This window comes from Streptacidiphilus anmyonensis, from assembly GCF_000787855.1.
Lineage (GTDB): Bacteria > Actinomycetota > Actinomycetes > Streptomycetales > Streptomycetaceae > Streptacidiphilus > Streptacidiphilus anmyonensis.
The window spans coordinates 29,591-50,933 of record NZ_BBPQ01000031.1 but is presented as its reverse complement, the minus strand read 5'-3'; the positions used below and the strand labels follow the sequence as shown (position 1 = coordinate 50,933).

Here is a 21,343-nt window from a genome sequence, read left to right as displayed (position 1 = left end):
CGGGGGAGTCTTGTCACTGCCCGGCCGAAGCACCAGGGAGCCGGGAGGAAAGCACAGTTGAGAGGGGCTCAGCCATGTTCGGTGGACGTGTGACGAAGGTTGTGGCGCTCGGGTCGGCGGCGCTTGCGCTGGCCGGGGGAGCGGTGCTCGCGGCGGTGGGCACCGCCTCCGCGGCGCCGCACCCGGGGCCGGGGGACCACCACCAGCGCTGCCACGAGGTGAGGGGGCAGTGGGAGCGCACCTGGCACCCGGCCTACCGTGACCGCCACGGCAGGGTGCACCCGGGCTACTGGGCCCGGACCTGGGTCCCCGCGCACGAGGTGTGCAACCGCTAGCCGAGAACCGCTCACCGGAACTGCGCGAACGGGCTCCCCGTCGGCCTCGGGCCGGCGGGGAGCCCGATTTTTCCATTCCTTTACAACCTGGCCGCCGACGGCGTCGTCTCTCCCGCCGATCCACGGTGATCGAATGTGATCCACAGAGAGGAACGCATGAAGATGCGGATGAAGAAGACGGCGGCCGCCGCGGCGGCGACGGCCTGCGCCGCGCTGCTGGTGGCCGCCGGTTCCGGCAGCGCCTTCGCGCAGGGCTCGCGCACCCCGGCCGGCTGCTCCACGGCCGCCCTCAAGGTCGCCCTGCACCCGGACGGCAACCAGGCGGGCGTGGGCAACTTCGGCGAGGACCTGGTCTTCACCAACACCTCGCACCAGACCTGCACCGTCTACGGCTACCCGGGCCTGGGGCTGCTCAACGCCAAGCACGGGACACTGCCGATCAAGGTCGTCTGGGGCTCGACCTACTTCGTCCACGACCCCGGCCGACACACCGTCACCCTGCGACCGGGCCAGTCCGCGTGGGCCGACCTCGCCTGGAACGCCCCGTACGGGGTCAAGTCGGTGAAGCCCTCCTACCTGGAGGTCACCCCGCCCAACCAGCGCACCCACGTGACGCTCCGCTTCGCGCCGGGCGCCATCGACGACTCCGCCCTGCACGTCACCGCCCTCACCGCCGGCCCGCTCCCGCGGGGGTGACGGTGGCCTGACCCCGGTCGCCGCCGTGCGAGAGCCGGTGGCGACCGGGGGATTTCCCCGGCGCCGAGGCGGGAGAGCAGGGCCGAGGGGGTAGAGGCCCTGAAGCCGGGACGCGGACGAAGGGCACAGACCATGGCGCGGAACCGCTTGAACCTCGAACTGCTCACGTGCGCGTCGAGCGGTCACGTCCTCGCAGCCCCGGCGGACGTCGACGAGCACGCCGGACCGCAGCTCGTCCGCCGGACGGAGGACGGCCTGTGCTGGCGGCGCTGCCTGCGCTGCGACGTGTGGATCCCGTCGAGGGCCCCGCAGGAGCGGGAGCGGCGACAGGCCGGGGAGCAGGGCCAGGCGCACGCGCAGGGACCGGGGCACGCGCAAGGGCAGGAGCAGGAGCAGGCGCAGGGACCCGGGCACGTGCAAGAACGTGGCGACGCGCCGGCCGGACGCGGACCCTCCCTCGTGATCCCGGAGCGCGGGCGCGCGCTGCGCGACCGGTACGTGCTGCGGTTGATCGCGCTGGACCGGCTGCTGCACTTCCTGCTGCTGGGTACGGCCGCGGCCGTGGTGTTCGCGTTCACCGCGGACCGGGCGCGCCTGTCCGGCCCGTTCTACCGTGTGGTGGACGCCCTGCAGAACGGCGTCGGCGGGGTGGGCGCGCGGCCCGGCACGGGCGTCGCCGGTGAACTGGAGAAGGCGTTCCAGGCGTCGTCCTCGAAGCTGTGGCTGCTGGGCGCCGCCCTGGCCGCCTACGCGCTGCTGGAGGGGGTCGAGGCCGTGGGCCTGTGGCGGGCCCGCCGCTGGGCCGAGTACCTGACGTTCGTCGCCACCACGATCCTGCTCGTCCCCGAGGTGTGGGAGCTGACCAGCCGCGTCACGGTGTTCAAGGTCGTCGCGCTGGTCGTCAACATCGCCGTCGTCGCCTACCTCCTGCACGCCAAGCGCCTGTTCGGCCTGCGCGGCGGGCCGCTCGCGGAACGACTCGAGCGGGAACGGGACATGAGCTGGGAGGCGCTGGAACGCGCCTTTCCTCACCCCTGAGAGAGGAAGATCCATGGCAGTGTTCCCGAGTCGGCGCGGCGTTCTGGCCGGGGCGGCCGTCGCCGCCCTCGGCGTCGCCCTTCCCCTGCAGGGAAGGGCGTTCGCCCAGCAGACAGGCGCCCCGTCGGGGCTCCACGGGCGGTTGCGGGCCCTGGAACAGGAGCACTCCGCGCGGCTGGGGGTCTTCGCGTACGAGCCGGGCACGGGCAGGGCGGTGCTGTACCGGGCGGACGAGCTGTTCGCGGTGTGCTCGACCTGGAAGACCATCGGCGTGGCCGCGGTGCTGCGCGACCTCGACCGCGACGGGGAGTTCCTCGCCCATGTGGTCCACTACACCCAGCAGGACGCCACGGCGTCGGGCTACGCGCCGATCACGGGCCTGCCGGACAACGTCGCCCACGGCATGACGGTCGCGGACCTGTGCGCGGCGGCCGTGGACTACAGCGACAACGGCGCCGCGAACCTGCTGCTGCGTCAGCTCGGCGGTCCGCAGGCGGTGACGCGCTTCTGCCGTTCGGTCGGGGACCGGGTCACCCGGCTGGACCGCTGGGAGCCCGCGCTCAACTCGGCGGAGCCGGGAAGGGTGACCGACACCTCGACCCCGCGCGCCCTGGGCCTGACCTACGCGCGTCTCGTCCTCGGCGACGCGCTCGACCCGGCCGACCGTGAGCGGCTGACCGGTTGGCTGCTGGCGAACACCACCAGCGGCCAACGCTTCCGGGCGGGACTGCCCAAGGACTGGACCGTCGCCGACAAGACCGGCACCGGTCAGTACGGCACCACCAACGACGTGGGCATCGCCTGGCCGCTCCGACGCGGGCCGGTCGTGATGTCGGTCCTGTCCACCAAGCGCGATGCCGCGGCTGCCGCGGACGAGCCGCTGATCGCCCAGGCCGCGCAGCTGTTGGCAACGGCGTTCGGGTGACGTTCCCTCATCTCGGTTGACTAGCATGGACGAAGGCGTCGGGGACGTCTTTCGACAACATTTACCTGGCATATGCCACAGCCGCGTACACTTCCGAACAGGTGATCACCTTGATGCACCGTCACTTGTCCATGATCTGACAGAAGTGGGTCGCAAGCATGGCAGTTAGCCTCGACATCGCCCTGAAGAACGCCATGGCCATCGAGGGCGCCATCGGCGTCGCACTCGTGGACTACAACAGCGGCATGGCCCTCGGCACGATGGGCAGCAGTCCCGAACTGGACCTGACCGTCGCGGCCGCGGGCAACACCGAGGTGGTCCGGGCCAAGCTGCGGACCATGGAGATGCTGAACCTGCATCACGAAGCCATCGAGGACATCCTGATCACCCTGTCCGGGCAGTACCACCTGATCCGCCCGCTCACGCAGAAGGGCAGCGAGGGGCACTTCCTCTACCTGGCCCTGGACCGCCGCCGTGCCAACCTGGCCTTGGCCCGGCTGCGGCTGCGCCAGATCGAGGACGAGCTCGCCCTCTGAGCGCCGGCCGCAGGCTCGTGGGAACCTCGGTAGTGCTGTGGCGGCCCGAAACGACGGCGGCCGCCATCCTCTCGATGGGCGACGCCCTGGAATGCGCCCTGCGCATCCCCGGCGCGGTGGGGGCCGTCCTCGGCGACCTGTCCGACCCGGAGCCGCTGTCCGGGCAGACCCCCGCCATGCCGGCGGGCTTCGCCCTCGCCTCGGCCCGCTCCCCGCTCGCCTACGCCAGGCGCGGCGCCGAGGAGGGAGGCGTACCCGAAGAGATCATGATCACGGGGGCGACCTTCTCCATCCTCCAGCAGACCGGGCAGCTGCCCGACGGACGCTACGCGTACGCGCAGGTCACCCTGGTGCGCGAGCACGCCAACCCGGCACTGGCCCAGATCGAGCTACGCCGCATCCTCCACCACCTGCCGGGCCTGCTCCCGCAGGGCCACCTCCCGCGCCGCGCCCGCCGAGAGCACGTCCACGCGTCGCATCCCTCCGAGAGCGTTCCCATCTCCCTCCTGGAACGGGTCCTCGAACGCCTGCGCGCGCTCTGATCCGGTGCGTCGGGCTCGGTCCGTATCGTCGAAGGAGCACTCGCCAGTCCGATGCTGGCGACGGATTCCGATGGGGGTCGATCATGTCCGAAACGCTGTCGCCTCGCGAGGTCTTCCAGCAGCTGCTGGAGGGCATCCGCGCGGGGCGGTTCGTGGAACTCGTCCGGCTGTACGCCGAGGACGCCGTGGTGGAGACCGTCTTCGAGCCGGTCGGGCCGCGCCGCATCGAGGGCCGGGCCGCCCTGGAGAAACGCTTCGCGGAGGTCGAGGCGCACACTCCCGTGGAGCTGACCCCGCTCAACGTGGTGATCCGCGAGACCGACGACCCGGAGGTGGTCGTCGCCGAATGGGACTACCAGGTGCACCACCAGGCGACGGGACGGACCTTCGAGTGCGCCAACATCCAGGTCATGCGCGTCCGTGACGGCCTGATCGTCCACAGCCGGGACTTCCACGACCACCTCGCCCTCATCGTCGCCTCCGGCGGCCTGCCGCAGCTGGTGGCCGCGCTGGACGGCGACCACTGAAGGCGACTCGTAGAGGCCGTTTGGCGCGTTAAGTCGTCCAAACACAGCCGGCCACGGTGCGTCTCCCGGGAGGGAGGACCGTGGCCGGCTGGGCCGGGCGGGCCGACGGGTCAGTCGGCGGCGTTCCAGGTGGGGCTTTCGGCGATGGCCGTCAGTTGGGCGACGGTGAGCACCGGGGTGGGGCGGGTGCGGACGCCGGAGGGGCCGACGCTGTTGAGGGCGACGACCGTGACGATGGTGTGGCCGCGCAGGACGGCCACCCAGTACTGCTCGGTGCCCTTGTCGTGGCCAGGCGCCTCCTTGACGCCGAGCCAGCCGCCGCCGGGCAGGGCCGTCGCGTGCGGGTACTGCTGGCGGAAGCGGCTCGCCAGCACGGTGGGGGAGTTCGAGCTCTCGACCGTGTTGTAGACACTGCCCCGCCCGTGGGCGTCGGCGAGCACCATCGTGTTGCCCGGAGCCGGGAACATGCTCCCCTTGGCCCCCGTGATGGTGAAGCCGGCCGGGATCAGCCGGTAGAAGATCGCGCCGATGCCGTCCGGGCCGAACGGGGTGTTGAGGTTGCTGGGCTGCGAGCCGGACGCCGGGATCGCGTCGATCACGTGGGCCCACACCGGGTTGGCGGCCGCGGCCCGGAGCTGCGCGAGCGTCAGCGGCGGGTTGACGCGGGTCGCCGGGGACTTGTCGTAGACGGAGTTGGACTCCTGCACCACCACACGGCCGCCGTCCGGGCGGGCGTAGGTGGCGTTCCAGATGCGCTCCGAGCCGCCCTGCGGGTTCGGGAAGTCCTGCTGGGTCAGATTGACCACGGCGCCGCCGGGCAGGTGTGCCACCGTGCAGTGCCGGTTGCTGCCTGTCGGCTCCGTCGTCTTGCAGGTGAACGGCGCCTGGTGCGGGTCGGGCCGCGTCCAGCGGGTGACGTCCACCCAGATGCCCGCGGGCCCGTGCCCGTCGTCGTAGGTGACCCGGGCGGTCGGTTCGAACAGACCGTCGCCGTAAGGGCTCGGCAGACCCTTGTCCAGCACGCCCCGGCCGGTCCCGTCGGTGCTCCTGCCCTCGGCGGGCAGCACCTGGGTGAGCAGGCCGATCATCTGCCGGGCGCTGACGGAGCCGCCCGAGGCCCCGGCGGCGGAGCGGGCCGTCGGCTGGGCGCTGGCCATGGCGCTCGGCAGCGCCGCGCCCGCGCCCGCGACGGCGATCGTGACCCCGGCGGCCACGGTCGCCCTGCGGCGCGCGGTCCGTCGGCGGGGCTGCCCGATGGCGAGTCGATCAGAGTTCACGCTGTCTTCCTTCGTGTTCGTCCGTCAGTCAGTGGCGACCCGGCGGATCGCGTGGCGATCACCGGGCCCCTCATCGACAGAACACGAACGGTCCGCGCGGAACGTTGGGGTCGTACCCGAAGAACTTTCGCTCCCGTGCAACCTGGGCCGCTCCGGCGGGGTGAGGAGGGTGAGGGCCGTCAGCGGTGCGGCTCCACGCCACCACCCAGCCTCTGACCCAGCCTCTGACAGCTCCGCCTGCCGAAAGGACCGACCATGGACGCCACCGCGCGCCGTGCCGCCTCGCTCACCCTTGCCGTCTGCGCCGCCCTGGCGCTGAGCGCCTGCCACTCCACCGCCTCCGGCGGCAGCGCCGCCCCGGCCCCCTCGCGCGGCAGCGCGGCCCCGGCCGCCGCCGGATCCGCGTGCCGGAACCTCGTCGTGACCGCCGCCGTCAGGGCCGAGGTGACCCGGGCCTACGCGGCCGAGAGCCGGCTGGTCCACATCGAGCCCGTCCCCGGCGGCTTCCTCTACGGCGCGTGCGGGGGCGTCACGTACGCGGCGAGCAGGTTCGAGCCGACCGGCGGCGCGACCGAGCAGGAGAAGGTGGCCTCCCAGGACGAGGGCAGCGTGCCCAAGTACTTCAGTCTCGGTCCCTCCGGGGCGTGGACGTACCTCGGCAGCGCGGGCTTCCCCGCGACGGGCGGCTGCATCGGCGGGATCCCGCAGGCGCTGGCCGCGGTCTGGGGCGGCTGTCGCACGCGTTGAGCGCGCCGAAGGCCCCCGGCGCGCCAGGGCGCGCGCCGGGGGCCGGTCTTGGGGCCTGCTTCGGGGCCGGTCTCGGGCGGGTCGGAATCAGAACTGGGTGCTGACGGTGACTCCGGAGAAGGCGGTCACGGCGTACAGGCTGACGTAGCGGTAGCCGGCCGTGGTGTTGGTGACGGTCAGGGTCTGCGCGGTGGTGCCGGCGCCGGTGGACGAGGCCGTGAAGGTGCTGGGCGAGGCCCAGGTGTCCGGGTCGTAGTAGAGCGCGGCGGTGCCGGTCCCGCCCGCGCTGGTGACGGTCAGGGTGGAGGTGCCGGCCGGCAGCCAGAGGTAGAAGTAGGCCGTGTTCCCGGCCGTCTCCGCCACGTTGGAGCGCGAGCAGTTCTGGCCCAGGGCGTCGGTGCGCGGGTCGGTGCAGGTCGGCAGGGTCACGGGTGCGGTCACGGTGACCGAGGCCGGGGTGCTGGCGGTCCGGCCGGTGTTGTCGGTCACGGTGAGGTCGACGGTGTAGGTGCCGGCCGCCGCGTAGGTGTGGGTCGGGTTCTGCTGGTCGGAGCTGCTGCCGTCGCCGAAGGTCCAGTGCCAGCCGGTGATGCTGCCGCCGCCCGTCTGCACGGAGGTGTCGTGGAGAGTGACGGTGGCGCCGCTGACGGACGAGTCGAACAGCGCCGTCGGGCCCTGGGCGTAGCAGGCGCCGGCCGCGCAGGCGGTGAGCCAGCTGTCGAAGTCGGCGTCGTAGCCGGTGCCGATGCTGTTGTAGACCTGGTAGGCGCCCTGGAAGTCACCGGTGCGGAAGTGCGAGAGCATCGCCTGGACCACGTCCGGGTGCTTCTCGAACATGTAGCGGACGGCGAGGTAGCCCCACGGGTAGGTGCGCACCGTGTCGGAGTTGTCGTAGGTGTTCTGGAAGATGGTGCTGAGCTTGTAGGTGTGGTTGGCGGCCTCGGCCATCGCCTGGGTGTCGGTGGTGCCGCGGTAGGTGTAGGACTCGTACTCCGCGACGCCCTCGATCCACCAGATGTCGGGCACGACCAGCTCGTCGGAGAAGGTGCCCTTCATGTCGTAGATGCCGTCGAGGTAGTGCGTGTACTCGTGGTTGAGGTTCCACACGTTGGCCGGGAAGCCGTCGTTCCAGGACTTCTGGTACATCACCGAGACCGGCTGGTTGTTCGGGTCGGTCGCGTCCATCAGGGTCTCGCCACCGTTGTCGGTGTCGTTGCCGAAGATGGCCCAGGAGTAGGTGACGTAGTCGGCCTGGTTGGCGAAGACGGCCAGGGTGATGGTCTTGCCGTACGGGTTGACCGGGCCGCTGTCCTTGACCAGGTTGTGGAAGAAGACGTCCTCGCCGCGCAGGCTGGTGCAGACCGTGCTCAGCTGGTCCGCGGTGAGCGCTTCGGTCTCGATGGTGCGGTTGTCGCAGACCAGTTGGTGCGTGAGCACCGTCGAGGTGAGCGTGGCCGCCAGGTTGCAGGTGCCGTAGACCGAGCAGTGCGCGGCGTCGTAGGTGTTGGCGTCGTACGCGGTGTGCACGTAGAGCGGGGCGGTCGCGCCGGTGATCGCCGACGCGTTGAGCACGGCCTGCACCTGCTGGCCGGCCGCCGTTCCGACGGAGCCGCCGTCACCGGCGGCGCGGCCCAGGTCGTTCCCGGCGTTGACCACCAGGAAGCCGTCCGCGCCGGAGGCGCCGGCCTTGTACTTCGTCGCGAAGGAGCCCATGGTGGCGAGGATGCTCGGATCGGCCGCGACCGCGCTGACGAAGGCCGGGTTCCAGTTGCCGCGCCACAGCGGCGCGAACAGCACGGCGTTGACGGCCGCGTCCATGCCGGTGACGGAGTCGTCGGCGCTGGTGTAGCCGTTCAGGACCTGCTTGTAGACGTTCAGGTAGCGTGCCTGGAGGTTAGCGCTGTCGGTCAGCACCAGCGCGTCGTAGAGCACCTGCGCGTTGGCCGCGGTCACGTCCTGCCAGTGCGCGCTGCCGAAGAAGGCGTCGAGGGCCGCCTGGTTGGCCGAGGTCAGGGCGGCGTCGTAACTTCCCACGTCGGCCGGGTCGTTGGACTGCACGTACCAGCCGGCCCGCAGGAAGAGCTCCAGCTGCCAGATGCCGGTCGAGTCGTCGCCGGTGTAGTGGGACGCCAGCGCCTGGTAGGCGTTCGCGACGGTGAGCATCTGCGATTCCTTCAGCGCCGCGCCCGCGTCGCTGCCGGTGAGGTTGAAGAGCGTGTTGACGCAGTCGGTGGTCGAGCCCTCGACGAAGGAGACCAGCGCGCTGCCGGTGCGGGTGGCGAAGTCCGCGGGGATGCAGCTCGCGGTGTCGGCGGCTGCCTTGCGGGAGGTCTTCGACGGCTGGTGGGAGGCGGCGGACGGCAGGGGGCGCTGTGCCTGGGCCAGCTGAGCCGGGGTCAGCGGAGCGGCGGTGGGGGCGGCGGTGTCAGAGGAGGAGGAGGAGGAGGTCGTGCCGGTGGGGGTGGCGCCGAGCGGCTTGGGGGCGGTCGGCGCGGCGTGCCCGTGTCCGGGGGCCTTGGCCGTCGTGGGCGCCTTGGCGGTCGTGGGGGCCGGGGAGGCGACGGCCGCCGAGGCCGGCAGGAGGAAGGTGGCGGTGACGCAGCTGGCGGCGACGCCGGCCGCGAGGGTGCGGAGGGGTATGCGCAGGCGCACTGCTGGCCCTTCTGAGTGGGGGTCACATCCGGTGGGGGAGTGGATCTGTGGAGCATTCGGTTCGACGTGCGGGGGAACGCGAGGTGAAGCGTGCCACCGGCCACGGGCCGATACAATGTGACAGGTCATATGAGCTCGTCGCCCGAGCCATAACACCGGGCCGGGCCGGGCACGGGTACGGGGCACGGGTACGGGGCACGGGTACGGCGCGGGTCCTGGCGCGCGTCCGCTTCGCGAACGGGCCGCCTACGGGCGGGCGCCCCAGTAGGTCCGGGCGGCCCAGGTCTCGAAGTGCGGCGAAGCCGCCGTCAGCTCCCGGTAGGCCGCGGTCGCCGCGCCGTGCAGCGTCTCGGCCAGCTCGCCGCCCACCTCCGCGGGCCGCCAGGCGAGCACGTACCTGGCCCGCAGCGGGGTGCCGGCCAGCGACTTGATCGCGACGGCGGGATGCGGCCGGGCGGTCGCCTGCACCGTGGAGACGCCCAGACCGGCCGCGATCATGTCCCGGAGCTCGGTGCGGTCGCCGAGGAACTCGTGCACCGCCGCCGGTGCGAAACCCGCCGCGGCACAGGCGTCGTAGAAGACCCCAGGCCAGCCGGCCCCGTCGTCGGGGGTGACGAACCAGGGCTCGTCGGCCAGTTCGGCGAGCGCCACCTCGGGGCGGTTGCGCAGCCGGTGCCCGGCGGACAGGGCGACGAAGGTCGGCTCGGTGACGATGCCGCGATGGCGGACGGCGTCCGAGTGCCGCAGCTCCAGGCCGGGGTAGTCCACGGCGATCGCCGCGTCCAGGCTGCCCCGCTCCAGCAGTTCGACGATGTCGGAGGAGCGGTAGACGCTGCTCACGGTGATGCGCAGCTCCGGCAGGCGGCTGCGCATCCGGGTCAGCAGGCCGGGCAGCATCGGCGAGTTGGTCGCGGCCAGCCGCAGCTCGCGGCGGCTGGCCGGGGAGGCGCCGGCGGCCGCCTGGCGGCCCAGGTCCTCGGCTCTGGCGAGCAGGTCACGCGCCGCGGCCAGCACCTCGATGCCGAATCCGGTGGGCTCCACCCCGGAGTTGGTGCGCTCGAACACCGGCGCGCCGAGGTGGGCCTCGATGCGGCGCAGTTGGGTGCTGGTCGCGGGCTGGGACGCGCCGAGCATCGCGGCGGCGCGGCCGACGCTGCCGGCGTCGGCGATCGTGCACAGCACCCTCAGGTGCCTGAGCTCCAGCTCCACGCGGTGCCCTCCTGTGCGCGGCCGACCGGTCGGGCTGCCCGAAAGAGCGCATGCCATGGCACACATAACATGTCAGGGGCTTGCCACATACGATCGCGCCCGACTGATGCAGCGTCAAGCCCCTGACCGGGCACGGGGCGCTGCGGGACGGCGACGACGGCCGGGCCGCTCCAAGATCAATCAGAGCCGGTCCCCGATCGCATCTTGACTGCCTCCCCCTGGTGGCGACACAGTCATGCGCAGGGCAGAGCAACGTGACATTGCACTGATACTTCTGCTGCCCTTTCGCCCCTCGTCTTCGCCCCCTGGGGACCCACCATGACCTCGCTCCTCGCGGACGCCCCCGTCCCGGAGGCCACCGAACCGACGGCGCTCCCGCAAGGGCGCTCTCCCGCCAAGCTCGCCTGGCGCCGGTTCCGCCGCGACCGCGTCGGCGTCGCCTCCGCCGCCGTGGTCGGCCTGTTCTTCCTGGTCGGCCTCGGCGCCCCCGTCATCTCCTGGCTCTACGGCAAGGACCCGTACACCACCTACGGCCAGAACCAGCCGGGGCTGCTCGACGACTTCGGCTATCCGACCGGCCCCATGGGCGGCATGAGCAGCCACTTCTGGCTCGGCGTCGAACCGGGCCTCGGACGCGACGTCTTCATGCAGCTGGTCTACGGGATCCGCACCTCGCTGCTGATCTCGCTGGCCGTCGTCGCCCTGGTGACCGTGATCGGCACCCTCGTCGGCATCGTCGCCGGCTACGCGGGCGGGGCCGTCGACTACGCGGTGGGACGCGTGATCGACGTGATCCTCTGCTTCCCCGCCACCCTCTTCTTCGTCGCCTTCATCCCCGTCGCCCAGGCGGCCTTCGTCAAACCCACCCAGGAGGTCCCCACCTGGCTGCGCGCCACGACCGTCGTCCTGGTGCTCACCGCCTTCGGCTGGGCGGCCACCGCCCGGCTGGTGCGCGGCCAGGTGCTCTCGCTGCGCGAGCGGGAGTTCGTCCAGTCCGCCCGCGTGATCGGCGTGTCGCCGACCCGGATCGTCTTCCGGGAACTGCTGCCGAACCTGTGGACGCCCATCCTCATCTCCGCCTCGCTCGCCGTGCCCGCCTACGTCACCACCGAAGCGGCCCTGTCCTTCCTGGGCGCGGGCATGGTCGAGCCCACGCCCGACTGGGGCCGCATGATCCAGCGAGGCGCCCAGGTCTACTCCGCCGACTTCAGCTACATGCTCTTCCCCGGCCTCGCGATGCTGATCTTCGTGCTGGCCTTCAACCTGCTCGGCGACTCCGTGCGCGACGCGCTGGACCCCAAGTCGAACCGCTGACCCCGCCCGGTCCCAGGCCCCCTCGAACCCCGAACCGCAAGGACACCCGATGAACAGACACGCCCTGCGCCTGCTCGCCACGGCCGTGGCCGCCGGAACGCTCGTCACCGCCACCGCCTGCTCCGGCAGCAAGGCCGCCGACGCGACCAAGCTCGCCTCGGCCCCGGTCGTCAAGCAGGCCGTCACCCTGGGCACCTCCGCCGACTCCACCGGCCCCGACCCCGCCGTCCCCGGCGCCAAGTCCGGCGGGACCGTCACCGTGCTGCAGACCACCGACTTCAGCCACATGGACCCGGCCCGCGTCTACTCCGCCCCGAACCAGACCGTGGACCTGCTGCTCACCCGCCAACTGACCAGCTACCAGTACGCGGGCGGCGTCACCAAGCTCGTCGGCGACCTCGCGACCGACACCGGCGTCAGCTCCGACGGCGGCCGCACCTGGACCTACACGCTCAAGCAGGGCCTGAAGTACCAGGACGGCTCGCCGATCACCGCCCAGGACGTCAAGTACGGCATCGAGCGCACCTTCGAGGCCACGCTCAGCGGCGGGCCGAACTACCTGCAGACCTGGCTCACCGGCCAGGCGAACTACTCCAGCGCCTACCCCGGCCCCTGGAACGGCCAGGACCTGCCCGCCATCGAAGTCCCCGACGCGCGGACCATCGTCTTCCACCTCAAGAGCGCGCACGCCGACTTCCCCTACGCCGTGGCCATGCAGGCGTACAGCCCCGTCCCCAAGGCGCACGACACCAAGCAGGCGTTCGACATGGACCCGTTCTCCTCCGGGCCCTACCGGATCGTCAGCCACGACGCCGACAAGTCCCTGGTGCTGGCCCGCAGCGCCGGCTGGAGCCAGGCCACCGACCCGGTCCGCCACGCCTACCCCGACCAGTGGAAGTTCGAGTTCGGCGGCCAGAGCCTCGACATCGACCAGCGCCTCATCGCCGCCAACGGCGCCGACAGCACCGCGATGACCTTCAACGCGCAGGTCACCGGCGACGTCGCCGAACAGGTCCTGGGCACCCCCTCCCTGCGGGCCCGCACCGTCGACCAGGTCTCGCCCTTCAGCACCTACTTCGACATCAACGACCGCCGCATCACCGACGTGAAGATCCGTCAGGCGCTGCTGATGGCCTTCCCCCGCCAGCAGGTCCGCCAGATCTTCGGCGGCCCGCTCTACGGGGACTACTCCAACACCATCCTCTCCCCGGTCACCAACGGCTTCCAGCCGTACGACCTCTACCACGCCCCCGTCACCGGGGACCCGGCCGCCGCGCGCAAACTGCTCGCGCAGAGCAGCAACCCGCACCCGACCATCGTCTTCGCCTTCGCGAACACCGGGCAGTGGCAGCAGGCCGCCGTCGCCGTGGCGAGCGCCCTGGGCCAGGCGGGCTTCCACGTGGTCACCCACGGCGTGGACGACAAGGACTACTACGACGAGATCGGCAACGTCGACAACACCTTCGACCTGTACGCCGCCGGCTGGGGGCCGGACTGGCCGAGCGCCGACACCGTCATCGCCCCGATCTTCGACGGCCGGCTGATCGCCCCCGACGGCGCCGACACCATGCTGTTCAACGACCCGGCGGTCAACGCCCAGATCGACAAGATCAACGCCGAGACCGACCTCGCCCAGCAGGACAAGGACTGGGCCGCGCTCGACAAGAAGATCATGGGCGAGGCGCCGATCATCCCCTGGGTCGACCTGCGCCAGGTCTCGCTCTACGGCCCCGGGCTCGGCGGCGTGCACCTCGGCTTCATCGGCACGGTCTACCCGCTCGACGTCTACGTCAAGTGACCGCCCGCCGACCGCGCCCTCCCGCCTGATCCCCATCCCTCCAACGGAGCACTCGTGCTGCGCTTCCTGATCCGCCGAACCGTGAGTGCGGCCCTGATCCTCCTGGTCGTCAGCGCCGTCACCTACCTGCTGTTCTTCGCCCTGCCGTCCGACCCCGCGGTGCTGGCCTGCGGCAAGCAGTGCACCCCGCAGCTGCTCGCCACGATCCGCCACAACATGGGCGTCGACGCCCCCGTCCCGGTGCAGTACTGGCGGTTCCTCGTCGGCATCTTCGCCGGCCGGACCTTCGGCACCGCGTCCTGCCCCGCGCCCTGCCTCGGCTACTCGTTCGTCAACGGGCAGCCCGTGCTGCAGACGCTGCTCAACCGCTTCCCGGCGACCGCCTCGGTGGCGCTGGGCGCGGCGGTCCTGGTGCTGGCCTTCGGAGTCGGAGCGGGGATGATCGCCGCGCTGCGGCGCGGCAAGGCGCCCGACAAGGTGGCCATGGGGTTCGCCCTGGTCGGAGCGTCGATGCAGATCTACTTCTTCGGCATCGTCGTGCGCTACATCCTCGTCGACCAGTTGGCCTGGCTGCCGCTGCCCGGCTACACCTCGCCCGGCGCCTCGCTCACCGGCTGGGCCGGCGGGATGCTGCTGCCCTGGATCACCCTGGCGGTCGTCAACGTCGCCACCTACGCGCGCTTCACCCGCTCCTCGATGCTGGAGAGCCTGGGCGAGGAGTACGTACGGGCCGTCCGGGCCAAGGGACTCGGCCCCTGGGGCGTCTACGTCAAACACGCCTGGCGGGGCGCGATGACCCCGGTGGTCACCATGTTCGGCATCGACCTCGGCCTCTTCCTCGGCGGCGCACTGATCACCGAGACGACCTTCAACATCCCCGGCATCGGCAAGCTGGCCGTGGACTCGGTCGCCGACTCCGACCTGCCGATGATGATGGGCACGGTCCTGGCCGCCTCCACGGCCATGGTGCTCGCCAACATCGCCGTGGACGCCTGCTACGCCGTCATCGACCCACGGGTGCGTGCGCTGTGAACCCTGCGACCGTCAACACCGGCCCCAGCACGGACGACCGCGCCGCCGGCGGCGGCGCGCCGTTCCTCGACGTCCGCGACCTCTCCGTGCGCTTCTCCACCGAGGACGGCCCGGTCCAGGCCGTCGACGGGCTGTCGTTCTCGCTGGAGCGGGGCCGCACCCTCGGCATCGTCGGCGAGTCCGGCTCGGGCAAGTCCGTGACCTCCCTGGCCGTGCTCGGCCTGCACGACCGCGCCCGCACCCGCGTCGGCGGCAGCATCCGCCTCGACGGCGTCGAACTGGTCGGCGCCGACGAGGCGCGGCTGCGCGGCCTGCGCGGCAGCCGCATGGCGATGGTCTTCCAGGACGCGCTGACCGCGCTGTCCCCCTACTACAGCGTCGGCGACCAGATCGCCGAGACCTACCGGCGGCACACCCGGTGCAGCCGCCGGGCGGCGGGGGAGCGGGCGGTGCAGATGCTCGCCCTCGTCGGGATCCCCTCCCCGCAGACGAGGGCCAAGGACTACCCGCACCAGTTCTCCGGCGGCATGCGCCAGCGGGTGATGATCGCCATGGCCCTGTGCTGCGACCCGGACCTGCTGATCGCGGACGAGCCCACGACCGCGCTGGACGTCACCGTCCAGGCGCAGATCCTGGAACTGCTCGCCGAGGTCCAGCAGCAGTTCCACACCTCGATCGTGCTGATCACCCACGACCTGGGCGTGATCGCGGGCATCGCCGACGACGTGCTGGTGATGTACGCGGGCCGCAGCGTGGAGCACGGTTCCGTCACCCAGGTGCTCGCCGAGCCCCGACACCCCTACACCAGGGGCCTGCTGGAGTCGGTGCCCCGGTTGGACAGCGCGGTGGACGTGCCGCTGAAGCCGGTTCCGGGCAGCCCGCCGAGCCTGCTGGCCGTGCCGGGCGGCTGCGCCTTCCACCCGCGCTGCCAGTCCCGGGCCCAGCTGCCGGACGACCTGTGCGGCCGCCTGCGCCCGGAGCTGGTCGCCGAGGGCGGCCACGCCGTCGCCTGCCACCTGAGCGCAGCGGACCCCCTCGCCACGCCGGAATCGAACGACACCCGCCGGAACCAAGGGACGACCCCATGACCCTGCCCTCCTCCGTGCCGAGCACGACATCCGGCGCCTCCGTCTCCGCCGGCGCCGCAGCCGAGCCCGCGCCGGGCGTGTCCGGCTCGGCCGTGCCCGCGTCGGCCGAGCCGCTGTTGCAGGCCGTGGGCCTCGCCAAGCACTTCCCGGTGCAGGGCGGCGGCCTGTGGCCGTCCCGCCGTGACACCCGTCCGGTGCTGCGCGCCGTGGACGGCATCGACCTGACCCTGCACGCGGGCGAGAGCCTGGGCGTGGTCGGCGAGTCCGGCTGCGGCAAATCCACCGCCGGGAGGCTGCTCACGCGCTTGCTGGAGCCCACCGCGGGCGTGCTGCGCTACCAGGGCGTCGACATCACCCACGCCTCACGCAAGCAGCTCGCGCCGGTCCGCTCGCAGATCCAGATGGTCTTCCAGGACCCGTACGCCTCGCTCAACCCCCGCCAGACCGTGGGCGAGATCGTCTCGACCCCGCTGGAGGTGCACCGGATCAACCCGCCCGGCGGTCGGCGGGCCCGGGTCCAGGAGCTGCTGGAGACGGTCGGCCTGAGCCCCGAGCACTACAACCGGTTCCCGCACGAGTTCTCCGGCGGACAGCGCCAACGCGTCGGCATCGCCCGCTCCCTGGCCCTGGAGCCGAAGGTGATCGTGGCCGACGAACCGGTCTCGGCCCTGGACGTGTCGATCCAGGCCCAGGTGGTGAACCTGCTGCAACGGCTGCGCCGGGACCTCGGCATCGCCTTCGTCTTCATCGCCCACGACCTCGCGGTGGTGCGGCACTTCTCGCAGCGGGTGGCGGTGATGTACCTCGGCAAGGTCGTCGAGACCGCGCCACGCGACGAGCTGTACCGCGCGCCCCAGCACCCCTACACCCAGGCGCTGCTGTCGGCGGTCCCCGAGCCGGACCCGCCGTCCGGCCCACGGCACGGCGCGGTCGGCGGCTCCGGGCGGATCCGGCTGACCGGGGACGTGCCCAGCCCGCTCGACCCCCCGTCCGGCTGCCGGTTCCGCACCCGCTGCCCGCGGGCCCAGGAGCTGTGCGCCCGGGAGGAACCGGCCCCGCGCACGCCGGACGGCGCCGGAGCCGGGGCCGGGCACCTGGTGGCCTGTCACTTCCCCGGGGTGGCCGCGTCATGACCGGGCCCCTGCCCGACCTCGCCGCACCGCCCTCGAATCCGAATCCGAATCCGGACCCGGGCGCGGACCAGGACCAGGACCAGGACTGGAACGGGGTTTGGGACTGGGACGGGAGCTGGGACCTGGACCTGGACCCGTCCGCCGTCCGTGCGCTGTGGCCGCTGGACGGCGGCGTCGCGCACCTCAACCACGGCTCCTACGGAGCCGTGCCGCGCCCGGTCCAGCAGGAGCAGGACCGCTGGCGGGCCCGGATGGACGCCAACCCCGTCCGCTTCTTCCGCCGGGAGTGGCAGCCCGCCGTCGAGGAGGCGCGCCGCGCCGCCGCGGCCTTCCTGGGCGCGGACCCAGACGGCCTCGCCCTGGTCGCCAACGCGACCGCCGGCGTGTGCGCGGTGCTCGGGTCTTTCGATCTGCGGCCCGGCGACGAGGTGGTGGTGACCGACCACGGCTACGGCGCGGTCACCGCGGCGGCGGCCCGCGCCTGCGCGCGGGCGGGCGCCCGGCTGGTCACCGTCAGGATCCCGCTGACCGCGACCGCCGAGCAGCTGGCCCAGGCCGTGCTCGACGCCGTCGGCCCGAGGACCCGGCTGGCCGTCCTGGACGAGGTCACCTCGCCCACCGCCCGGCTGGTCCCGGTGCGGCGCCTGGTGCCCGAACTGCGCACGCTGGGAGTGGCCGTGCTCGTCGACGGCGCCCACACGCCGGGGATGCTGCCGGTCGGCCTCGACGAGCTGCAACCGGACTTCTGGACCGGCAACTTCCACAAGTGGGTCTGCGCGCCGCGCGGCGCCGCCGCCCTGTGGGCCGCACCCGAGCACCGCCCCACGCTGCGCGCCCCCGTGCTGTCCTGGCGCGACGAGGAGGGGTTCCCGTACAGCTTCAGCATGCCGGGCACCGCCGACAGCAGCGCGATCCTCTCCCTGCCGGCCGCGCTGGCCCTCTTCGACGAGCTCGGCGGCTGGCCCAGGGCGCGGGCCCGCAACAACGCGCTGGCCGGCTACGGGCAGGCCGTGCTGGCCCGAGCGCTGGACCTGCGCCCAGGCCAGGGCCTGTCCGGCGATCCGGACGGCGGTCCGGACGGCGGGGAGTTCGCCCCCGAGCCGCTGCTGTCCATGGCAGCATTGCCGCTGCCGGAAGGACTGACCGGTCCTGACCGGGTCCAGCAGGCGATCGCCGATCGAGCGGGGGCGGAGACGGCGGTCAGCGACTGGAACGGCCGACTGGTGCTGCGCGTCAGCGCCCACGTCTACAACCACCCCGAGGAATACCGGCAGTTGGCGCGTGCCCTGCCCGCGCTGCTGCACGAGCTGCTCGCAGCAGAACAGAACTGACGGCGAACGAGTTGGAGGAGTTCCATGGACCGACGAGGCGACGAGCCGCGCGGCCTCAGCAGTCACGATCGTGCGGTGTCGGCCGCGTTGGCCGCGTCCTTCCAGGAGGGTTGGCAGGACACGGACCTGAAGGTGCCGCGGACGTCCGGCGCGGACTACGCGGCGAGGCGGCGGGCGGCGGTGTCCGACCGCTTCCCGGGCGAGCGGATCGTCATCCCGTCCGGCGGTTTCAAGATCCGCAGCAACGACTTCGACTACCCGTTCCGGCCCCACACCGCCTTCGTCCACCTCACCGCCGAGCAGGCGGCCGACGCGATCCCCGACAGCGTGCTCGTCTTCGAGCCCACCGGGCAGGGGCACACGGTGCTGCTGTTCACCCGCGGGCGCTCGCCGCGCGACGGCGGCCCGAACGGCGCGGAGTTCTACAGCGACCGCCGCCACGGCGAGTTCTGGATCGGCCGGCGCCGGACCCTCGCCGAGACCGCCGACGCGCTGGGCCTCGAGGTGGCCCCACGCGACACGCTGGAGCGGGCGCTCGCCGGGGACACCCCGACGCGCGTGCTGCGCGGCGAGGACGCGCTGGTCGACTCCCTCGTGCCGGAGAACACCCGCGATGAGACCGAACTGCGTACCTTCCTCTCGGAGTTGCGGCTCGTCAAGGACGAGTGGGAGATCGCGCAACTGCGCGCCGCCGTGGGGTTCACGGTCGCCGGCTTCCACGACGTCGCCCGCGAGCTGCCCCGCGCCACCGCCCTTGCCCGGGGCGAGCGCTGGATCGAGGGCACGTTCAACCGCGCGGCCCGGCTGGAGGGTTACGGGCTCGGCTTCGAGACCATCGCGGCAGCCGGGGCGCACGCCTGCGCCCTGCACTGGATGCGCAACGACGGACCCGTGCGGGAGGGTGACGCGCTGCTGCTGGACGCCGGCGTGGAGGCGGACTCCTTCTACACCGGCGACGTCAGCCGGACGATCCCGGTCAGCGGACGGTTCACCGACGTCCAACGCCGCGTCTACGACCTGGTCTTCGCCGCCCAGTCGGCGGGCATCGCGGCGGTGCGGCCGGGAGCGCGGTTCGGCGACTTCCACGAGGCCGCGATGCGGGTCATCGCCGAGGGCCTCGACTCCTGGGGCCTGCGCCCCAGCGCGGACAGCGCCACCACGCCCGCCGCGGACCGCTACCGCCGCTACACCCTGTGCGGCTCGGGCCACATGCTCGGTCTGGACTGCCACGACTGCGCCAGCGCCCGCACCGAGAACTACCTGGGCGGGGTGCTGGAGCCCGGCCACGTCCTCACCGTCGAACCGGGCCTGTACTTCCAGCCCGACGACCTGACCATCCCCGAGGAGCTGCGCGGCATCGGCATGCGCATCGAGGACGACTTCGTCGTCACGGCCGACGGCGTCGAGTGCCTCTCCTCCGGCCTGCCACGCCACCCGGACGAGGTCGAAGCCTGGACGACGGCCCTGCGGTCCGCCTGATCGACTGCCCCCGGAGCCTGCGGCTCCGGGGGCAGTCCGCTTCCTGACCTCGGCGCTTTCGGGCCTCCGGTCCGGCGGGCGCACGATAGTTTGGTCACCATGGATCTTGGAACCGTCGCCTGGCCGCCCGCCCCGATCACGACCGAACGGCTCGTCCTCCGTGAGTCCGAAGCCCGGGACCGTGCGGCGCTCATCGAGTTGTTCGCCTCGCCTGAGGTGGGCACCTACATCGGCGGCGCCCGACCGCGTGACGAGCTCGAACGCGCGGTGCCGGAGATACCGGGACGGCGACCCGGCTTCTTCGTGATCGAGCTCGACGCAGCGGTGATCGGCGTCGTCACGCTCGACCGCCGCGACCCCGAGCGTCTGGGCCGCGTCCTCCCGCAGGGAGGCGAGGCCGAGCTCGGCTACCTCCTGCTGCCGAGCGCCTGGGGCCACGGCTACGCCGCCGAGGCGGCCGCAGCGGCACTCGCCTGGTTCGCCCGCACCGTTCCCGGCGAGCCTGTCGTCCTCACCACCCAGACCGCCAACGGGAGCTCGATGCGCGTCGCGGCGAAGCTGGGGTTCACCGAGGTGTCGCGGTTCGAGCAGTACGGCGCCGAGCAGTGGTTCGGCGCGTGGTCCCCGCAGGCCCTCGCCGCGCGTTGACGGTCGCATCAGCGGAGCGACCGAACTGCGTGCCGTCGGCCCGAACGGCGGGCCGCGACGGTCTACGCGTAGCGGTCGAACAGGTCGTGCAGGTACTCCTCGAGCCTGCCGCCCAGGAGGGCGGGAGTCAGATCTGCGCGGCCGAGTTCGCGCCAGGGGACGGCGACCTTCTCCGCGTCCGGGGCGAAGGCCAGGGCGTCGATGAGCCGCCAGTACAGGTGCGCCGCGCGCTGCTCGGCGAGGCTGCCTCCGGCGGCGAGGTAACGGTCCGCGAAGGTCATCCCCAGGGGGACGCCGTGGAGCAGGGACAGGGCGGTCGAGCAGTGAGCGACGTCGAGGTCGGCGGGTCCCCACGAGGTCTCCACCCAGTCGACCACACCGCTGATCCGGACGTCGTCCCCCGCGCCCTCGAAGAGGACGTTGCCCGGATGGAAGTCCCGGTGCAGGAAACAAGGCCGCAGAGCGGGCGGATCCTGCCGGATGACCTCGACGGCCCGCTGCCAGAGGTCCGGCCGCGCCGTGTGCTGCGGGAGCGTCACCCGCTCCGGCGACGTCCAAGCCTGCCAGGCCCGCGGCCTCGTCTCGTCGGCGACCTCGACCCGGTGGATGCGCACCAACTGCTCGGCCATCAGATCGGCCCGGCGCTCGGCGTCCCGGTCGTCCAACCGGACGGACCCGGGCAACAGCGACATCAGCAGGGACGGGTGGTCGCAGTGCGTCGCGGTCGCGTCCACGTCCACGAGCGTCGCCGCGGGCACGTCCGTCGGACCGAGCAGCCGCAGGACCGCCGCTTCGCGGGTCAGCAGGCCCTCCGCGTGCCGGACGTAGAAGGGCTTCACGAAGGACCGCAGCACGAGGTCCCTCCGGCCGCCCGGCCCGTCGACGCGCAGCCTGCGCATCTCCGAGGTCCACCCACCGCGCAGATGCTCGGCGCCCGCTATCCGCTCCCCGTCAGCGAGGCGTTTCTCCACCCACGATCGCGTCGCACCCCAACACGGATGCCCGAGATCGCCGTCGAGTCGCTGCCCGCCCCCAC

General features: G+C 72.3%; 20 protein-coding genes. 16 read left to right on the top strand and 4 right to left on the bottom strand.

The window, feature by feature from the left end; all coding sequences use genetic code 11:
• Positions 1 to 89: 89 nt before the first annotated feature.
• The 7 genes from TR50_RS24245 (at position 90) to TR50_RS48070 (ending at position 4,599) form a co-directional block, all read left to right on the top strand.
• Positions 90 to 335, top strand: coding sequence for a hypothetical protein (locus tag TR50_RS24245; RefSeq protein ID WP_236654571.1), 246 nt, complete (start codon positions 90 to 92; stop codon positions 333 to 335).
• Between the two features lie 156 nt (positions 336 to 491).
• Complete coding sequence (locus TR50_RS24240; protein ID WP_052441289.1) at positions 492 to 1,031, top strand: DUF4232 domain-containing protein; 540 nt, start codon at positions 492 to 494, stop codon at positions 1,029 to 1,031.
• Positions 1,032 to 1,163: 132 nt separating this feature from the next.
• Positions 1,164 to 2,069 carry a DUF2127 domain-containing protein gene (locus TR50_RS24235; RefSeq protein WP_042425699.1) on the top strand — a complete coding sequence of 302 codons (906 nt, stop codon included), beginning with the start codon at positions 1,164 to 1,166 and terminating at the stop codon, positions 2,067 to 2,069.
• A gap of 13 nt (positions 2,070 to 2,082) precedes the next feature.
• Positions 2,083 to 2,994, top strand: coding sequence for a class A beta-lactamase (gene bla / locus TR50_RS24230; protein ID WP_042425696.1), 912 nt, complete (start codon positions 2,083 to 2,085; stop codon positions 2,992 to 2,994).
• A 158-nt stretch (positions 2,995 to 3,152) separates the two neighbouring features.
• Entirely contained in the window at positions 3,153 to 3,530 is a 378-nt protein-coding gene (locus TR50_RS24225; protein WP_042425693.1) for a hypothetical protein, read from the top strand.
• A gap of 17 nt (positions 3,531 to 3,547) precedes the next feature.
• A complete protein-coding gene (locus TR50_RS48075) occupies positions 3,548 to 4,072 on the top strand; it encodes a hypothetical protein (RefSeq protein WP_160311173.1) in 525 nt (174 codons plus the stop codon).
• Positions 4,073 to 4,155: 83 nt separating this feature from the next.
• Entirely contained in the window at positions 4,156 to 4,599 is a 444-nt protein-coding gene (locus tag TR50_RS48070) for a nuclear transport factor 2 family protein (RefSeq protein WP_042425687.1), read from the top strand.
• 110 nt (positions 4,600 to 4,709) lie between these two features.
• On the opposite strand, the gene TR50_RS24210 is transcribed toward TR50_RS48070, so the two are convergent.
• On the bottom strand, positions 4,710 to 5,876 hold the full coding sequence (locus TR50_RS24210) for a hypothetical protein (RefSeq protein WP_042425683.1): 1,167 nt from the start codon (positions 5,874 to 5,876) through the stop codon (positions 4,710 to 4,712).
• Positions 5,877 to 6,131: 255 nt separating this feature from the next.
• On the opposite strand from TR50_RS24210, the gene TR50_RS24205 reads away from it, so the two are divergent.
• Positions 6,132 to 6,623 carry a hypothetical protein gene (locus tag TR50_RS24205; RefSeq protein ID WP_042425680.1) on the top strand — a complete coding sequence of 164 codons (492 nt, stop codon included), beginning with the start codon at positions 6,132 to 6,134 and terminating at the stop codon, positions 6,621 to 6,623.
• A gap of 87 nt (positions 6,624 to 6,710) precedes the next feature.
• Here TR50_RS24205 and TR50_RS24200 read toward each other — a convergent pair whose 3' ends face one another.
• Both TR50_RS24200 and TR50_RS24195 read right to left on the bottom strand, forming a co-directional pair.
• Positions 6,711 to 9,275 (bottom strand): collagenase, encoded by a 2,565-nt coding sequence (locus TR50_RS24200; RefSeq protein ID WP_042425677.1) that lies wholly within the window; start codon positions 9,273 to 9,275, stop codon positions 6,711 to 6,713.
• Between the two features lie 246 nt (positions 9,276 to 9,521).
• On the bottom strand, positions 9,522 to 10,484 hold the full coding sequence (locus TR50_RS24195; RefSeq protein WP_042425674.1) for a LysR family transcriptional regulator: 963 nt from the start codon (positions 10,482 to 10,484) through the stop codon (positions 9,522 to 9,524).
• 318 nt (positions 10,485 to 10,802) lie between these two features.
• On the opposite strand from TR50_RS24195, the gene TR50_RS24190 reads away from it, so the two are divergent.
• From TR50_RS24190 to TR50_RS24155, 8 genes are all read left to right on the top strand, one after another.
• On the top strand, positions 10,803 to 11,798 hold the full coding sequence (locus TR50_RS24190; protein ID WP_042425669.1) for an ABC transporter permease: 996 nt from the start codon (positions 10,803 to 10,805) through the stop codon (positions 11,796 to 11,798).
• Between the two features lie 49 nt (positions 11,799 to 11,847).
• A complete protein-coding gene (locus TR50_RS24185; RefSeq protein WP_042425666.1) occupies positions 11,848 to 13,596 on the top strand; it encodes an ABC transporter substrate-binding protein in 1,749 nt (582 codons plus the stop codon).
• Between the two features lie 54 nt (positions 13,597 to 13,650).
• Positions 13,651 to 14,628 carry an ABC transporter permease gene (locus TR50_RS24180; RefSeq protein WP_042425662.1) on the top strand — a complete coding sequence of 326 codons (978 nt, stop codon included), beginning with the start codon at positions 13,651 to 13,653 and terminating at the stop codon, positions 14,626 to 14,628.
• Positions 14,625 to 15,716, top strand: a complete 1,092-nt coding sequence (locus TR50_RS24175) for an ABC transporter ATP-binding protein (RefSeq protein WP_042425658.1) — start codon at positions 14,625 to 14,627, stop codon at positions 15,714 to 15,716. The genes TR50_RS24180 and TR50_RS24175 overlap by 4 nt, the downstream gene beginning before the upstream one ends.
• Complete coding sequence (locus TR50_RS24170) at positions 15,713 to 16,849, top strand: ABC transporter ATP-binding protein (protein ID WP_084700889.1); 1,137 nt, start codon at positions 15,713 to 15,715, stop codon at positions 16,847 to 16,849. Before TR50_RS24175 ends, TR50_RS24170 begins: the two co-directional genes overlap by 4 nt.
• Positions 16,846 to 18,180: an aminotransferase class V-fold PLP-dependent enzyme gene (locus TR50_RS24165; protein WP_052441288.1), complete on the top strand. Its 1,335-nt coding sequence runs from the start codon at positions 16,846 to 16,848 to the stop codon at positions 18,178 to 18,180. The genes TR50_RS24170 and TR50_RS24165 overlap by 4 nt, the downstream gene beginning before the upstream one ends.
• A 24-nt stretch (positions 18,181 to 18,204) precedes the next feature.
• Positions 18,205 to 19,659, top strand: a complete 1,455-nt coding sequence (locus tag TR50_RS24160) for an aminopeptidase P family protein (RefSeq protein WP_042425652.1) — start codon at positions 18,205 to 18,207, stop codon at positions 19,657 to 19,659.
• 99 nt (positions 19,660 to 19,758) lie between these two features.
• Positions 19,759 to 20,307, top strand: a complete 549-nt coding sequence (locus TR50_RS24155; protein ID WP_042425649.1) for a GNAT family N-acetyltransferase — start codon at positions 19,759 to 19,761, stop codon at positions 20,305 to 20,307.
• Positions 20,308 to 20,369: 62 nt separating this feature from the next.
• On the opposite strand, the gene TR50_RS24150 is transcribed toward TR50_RS24155, so the two are convergent.
• Positions 20,370 to 21,278, bottom strand: a complete 909-nt coding sequence (locus TR50_RS24150) for a phosphotransferase family protein (protein WP_174514853.1) — start codon at positions 21,276 to 21,278, stop codon at positions 20,370 to 20,372.
• Between the last annotated feature and the right edge of the window lie 65 nt (positions 21,279 to 21,343).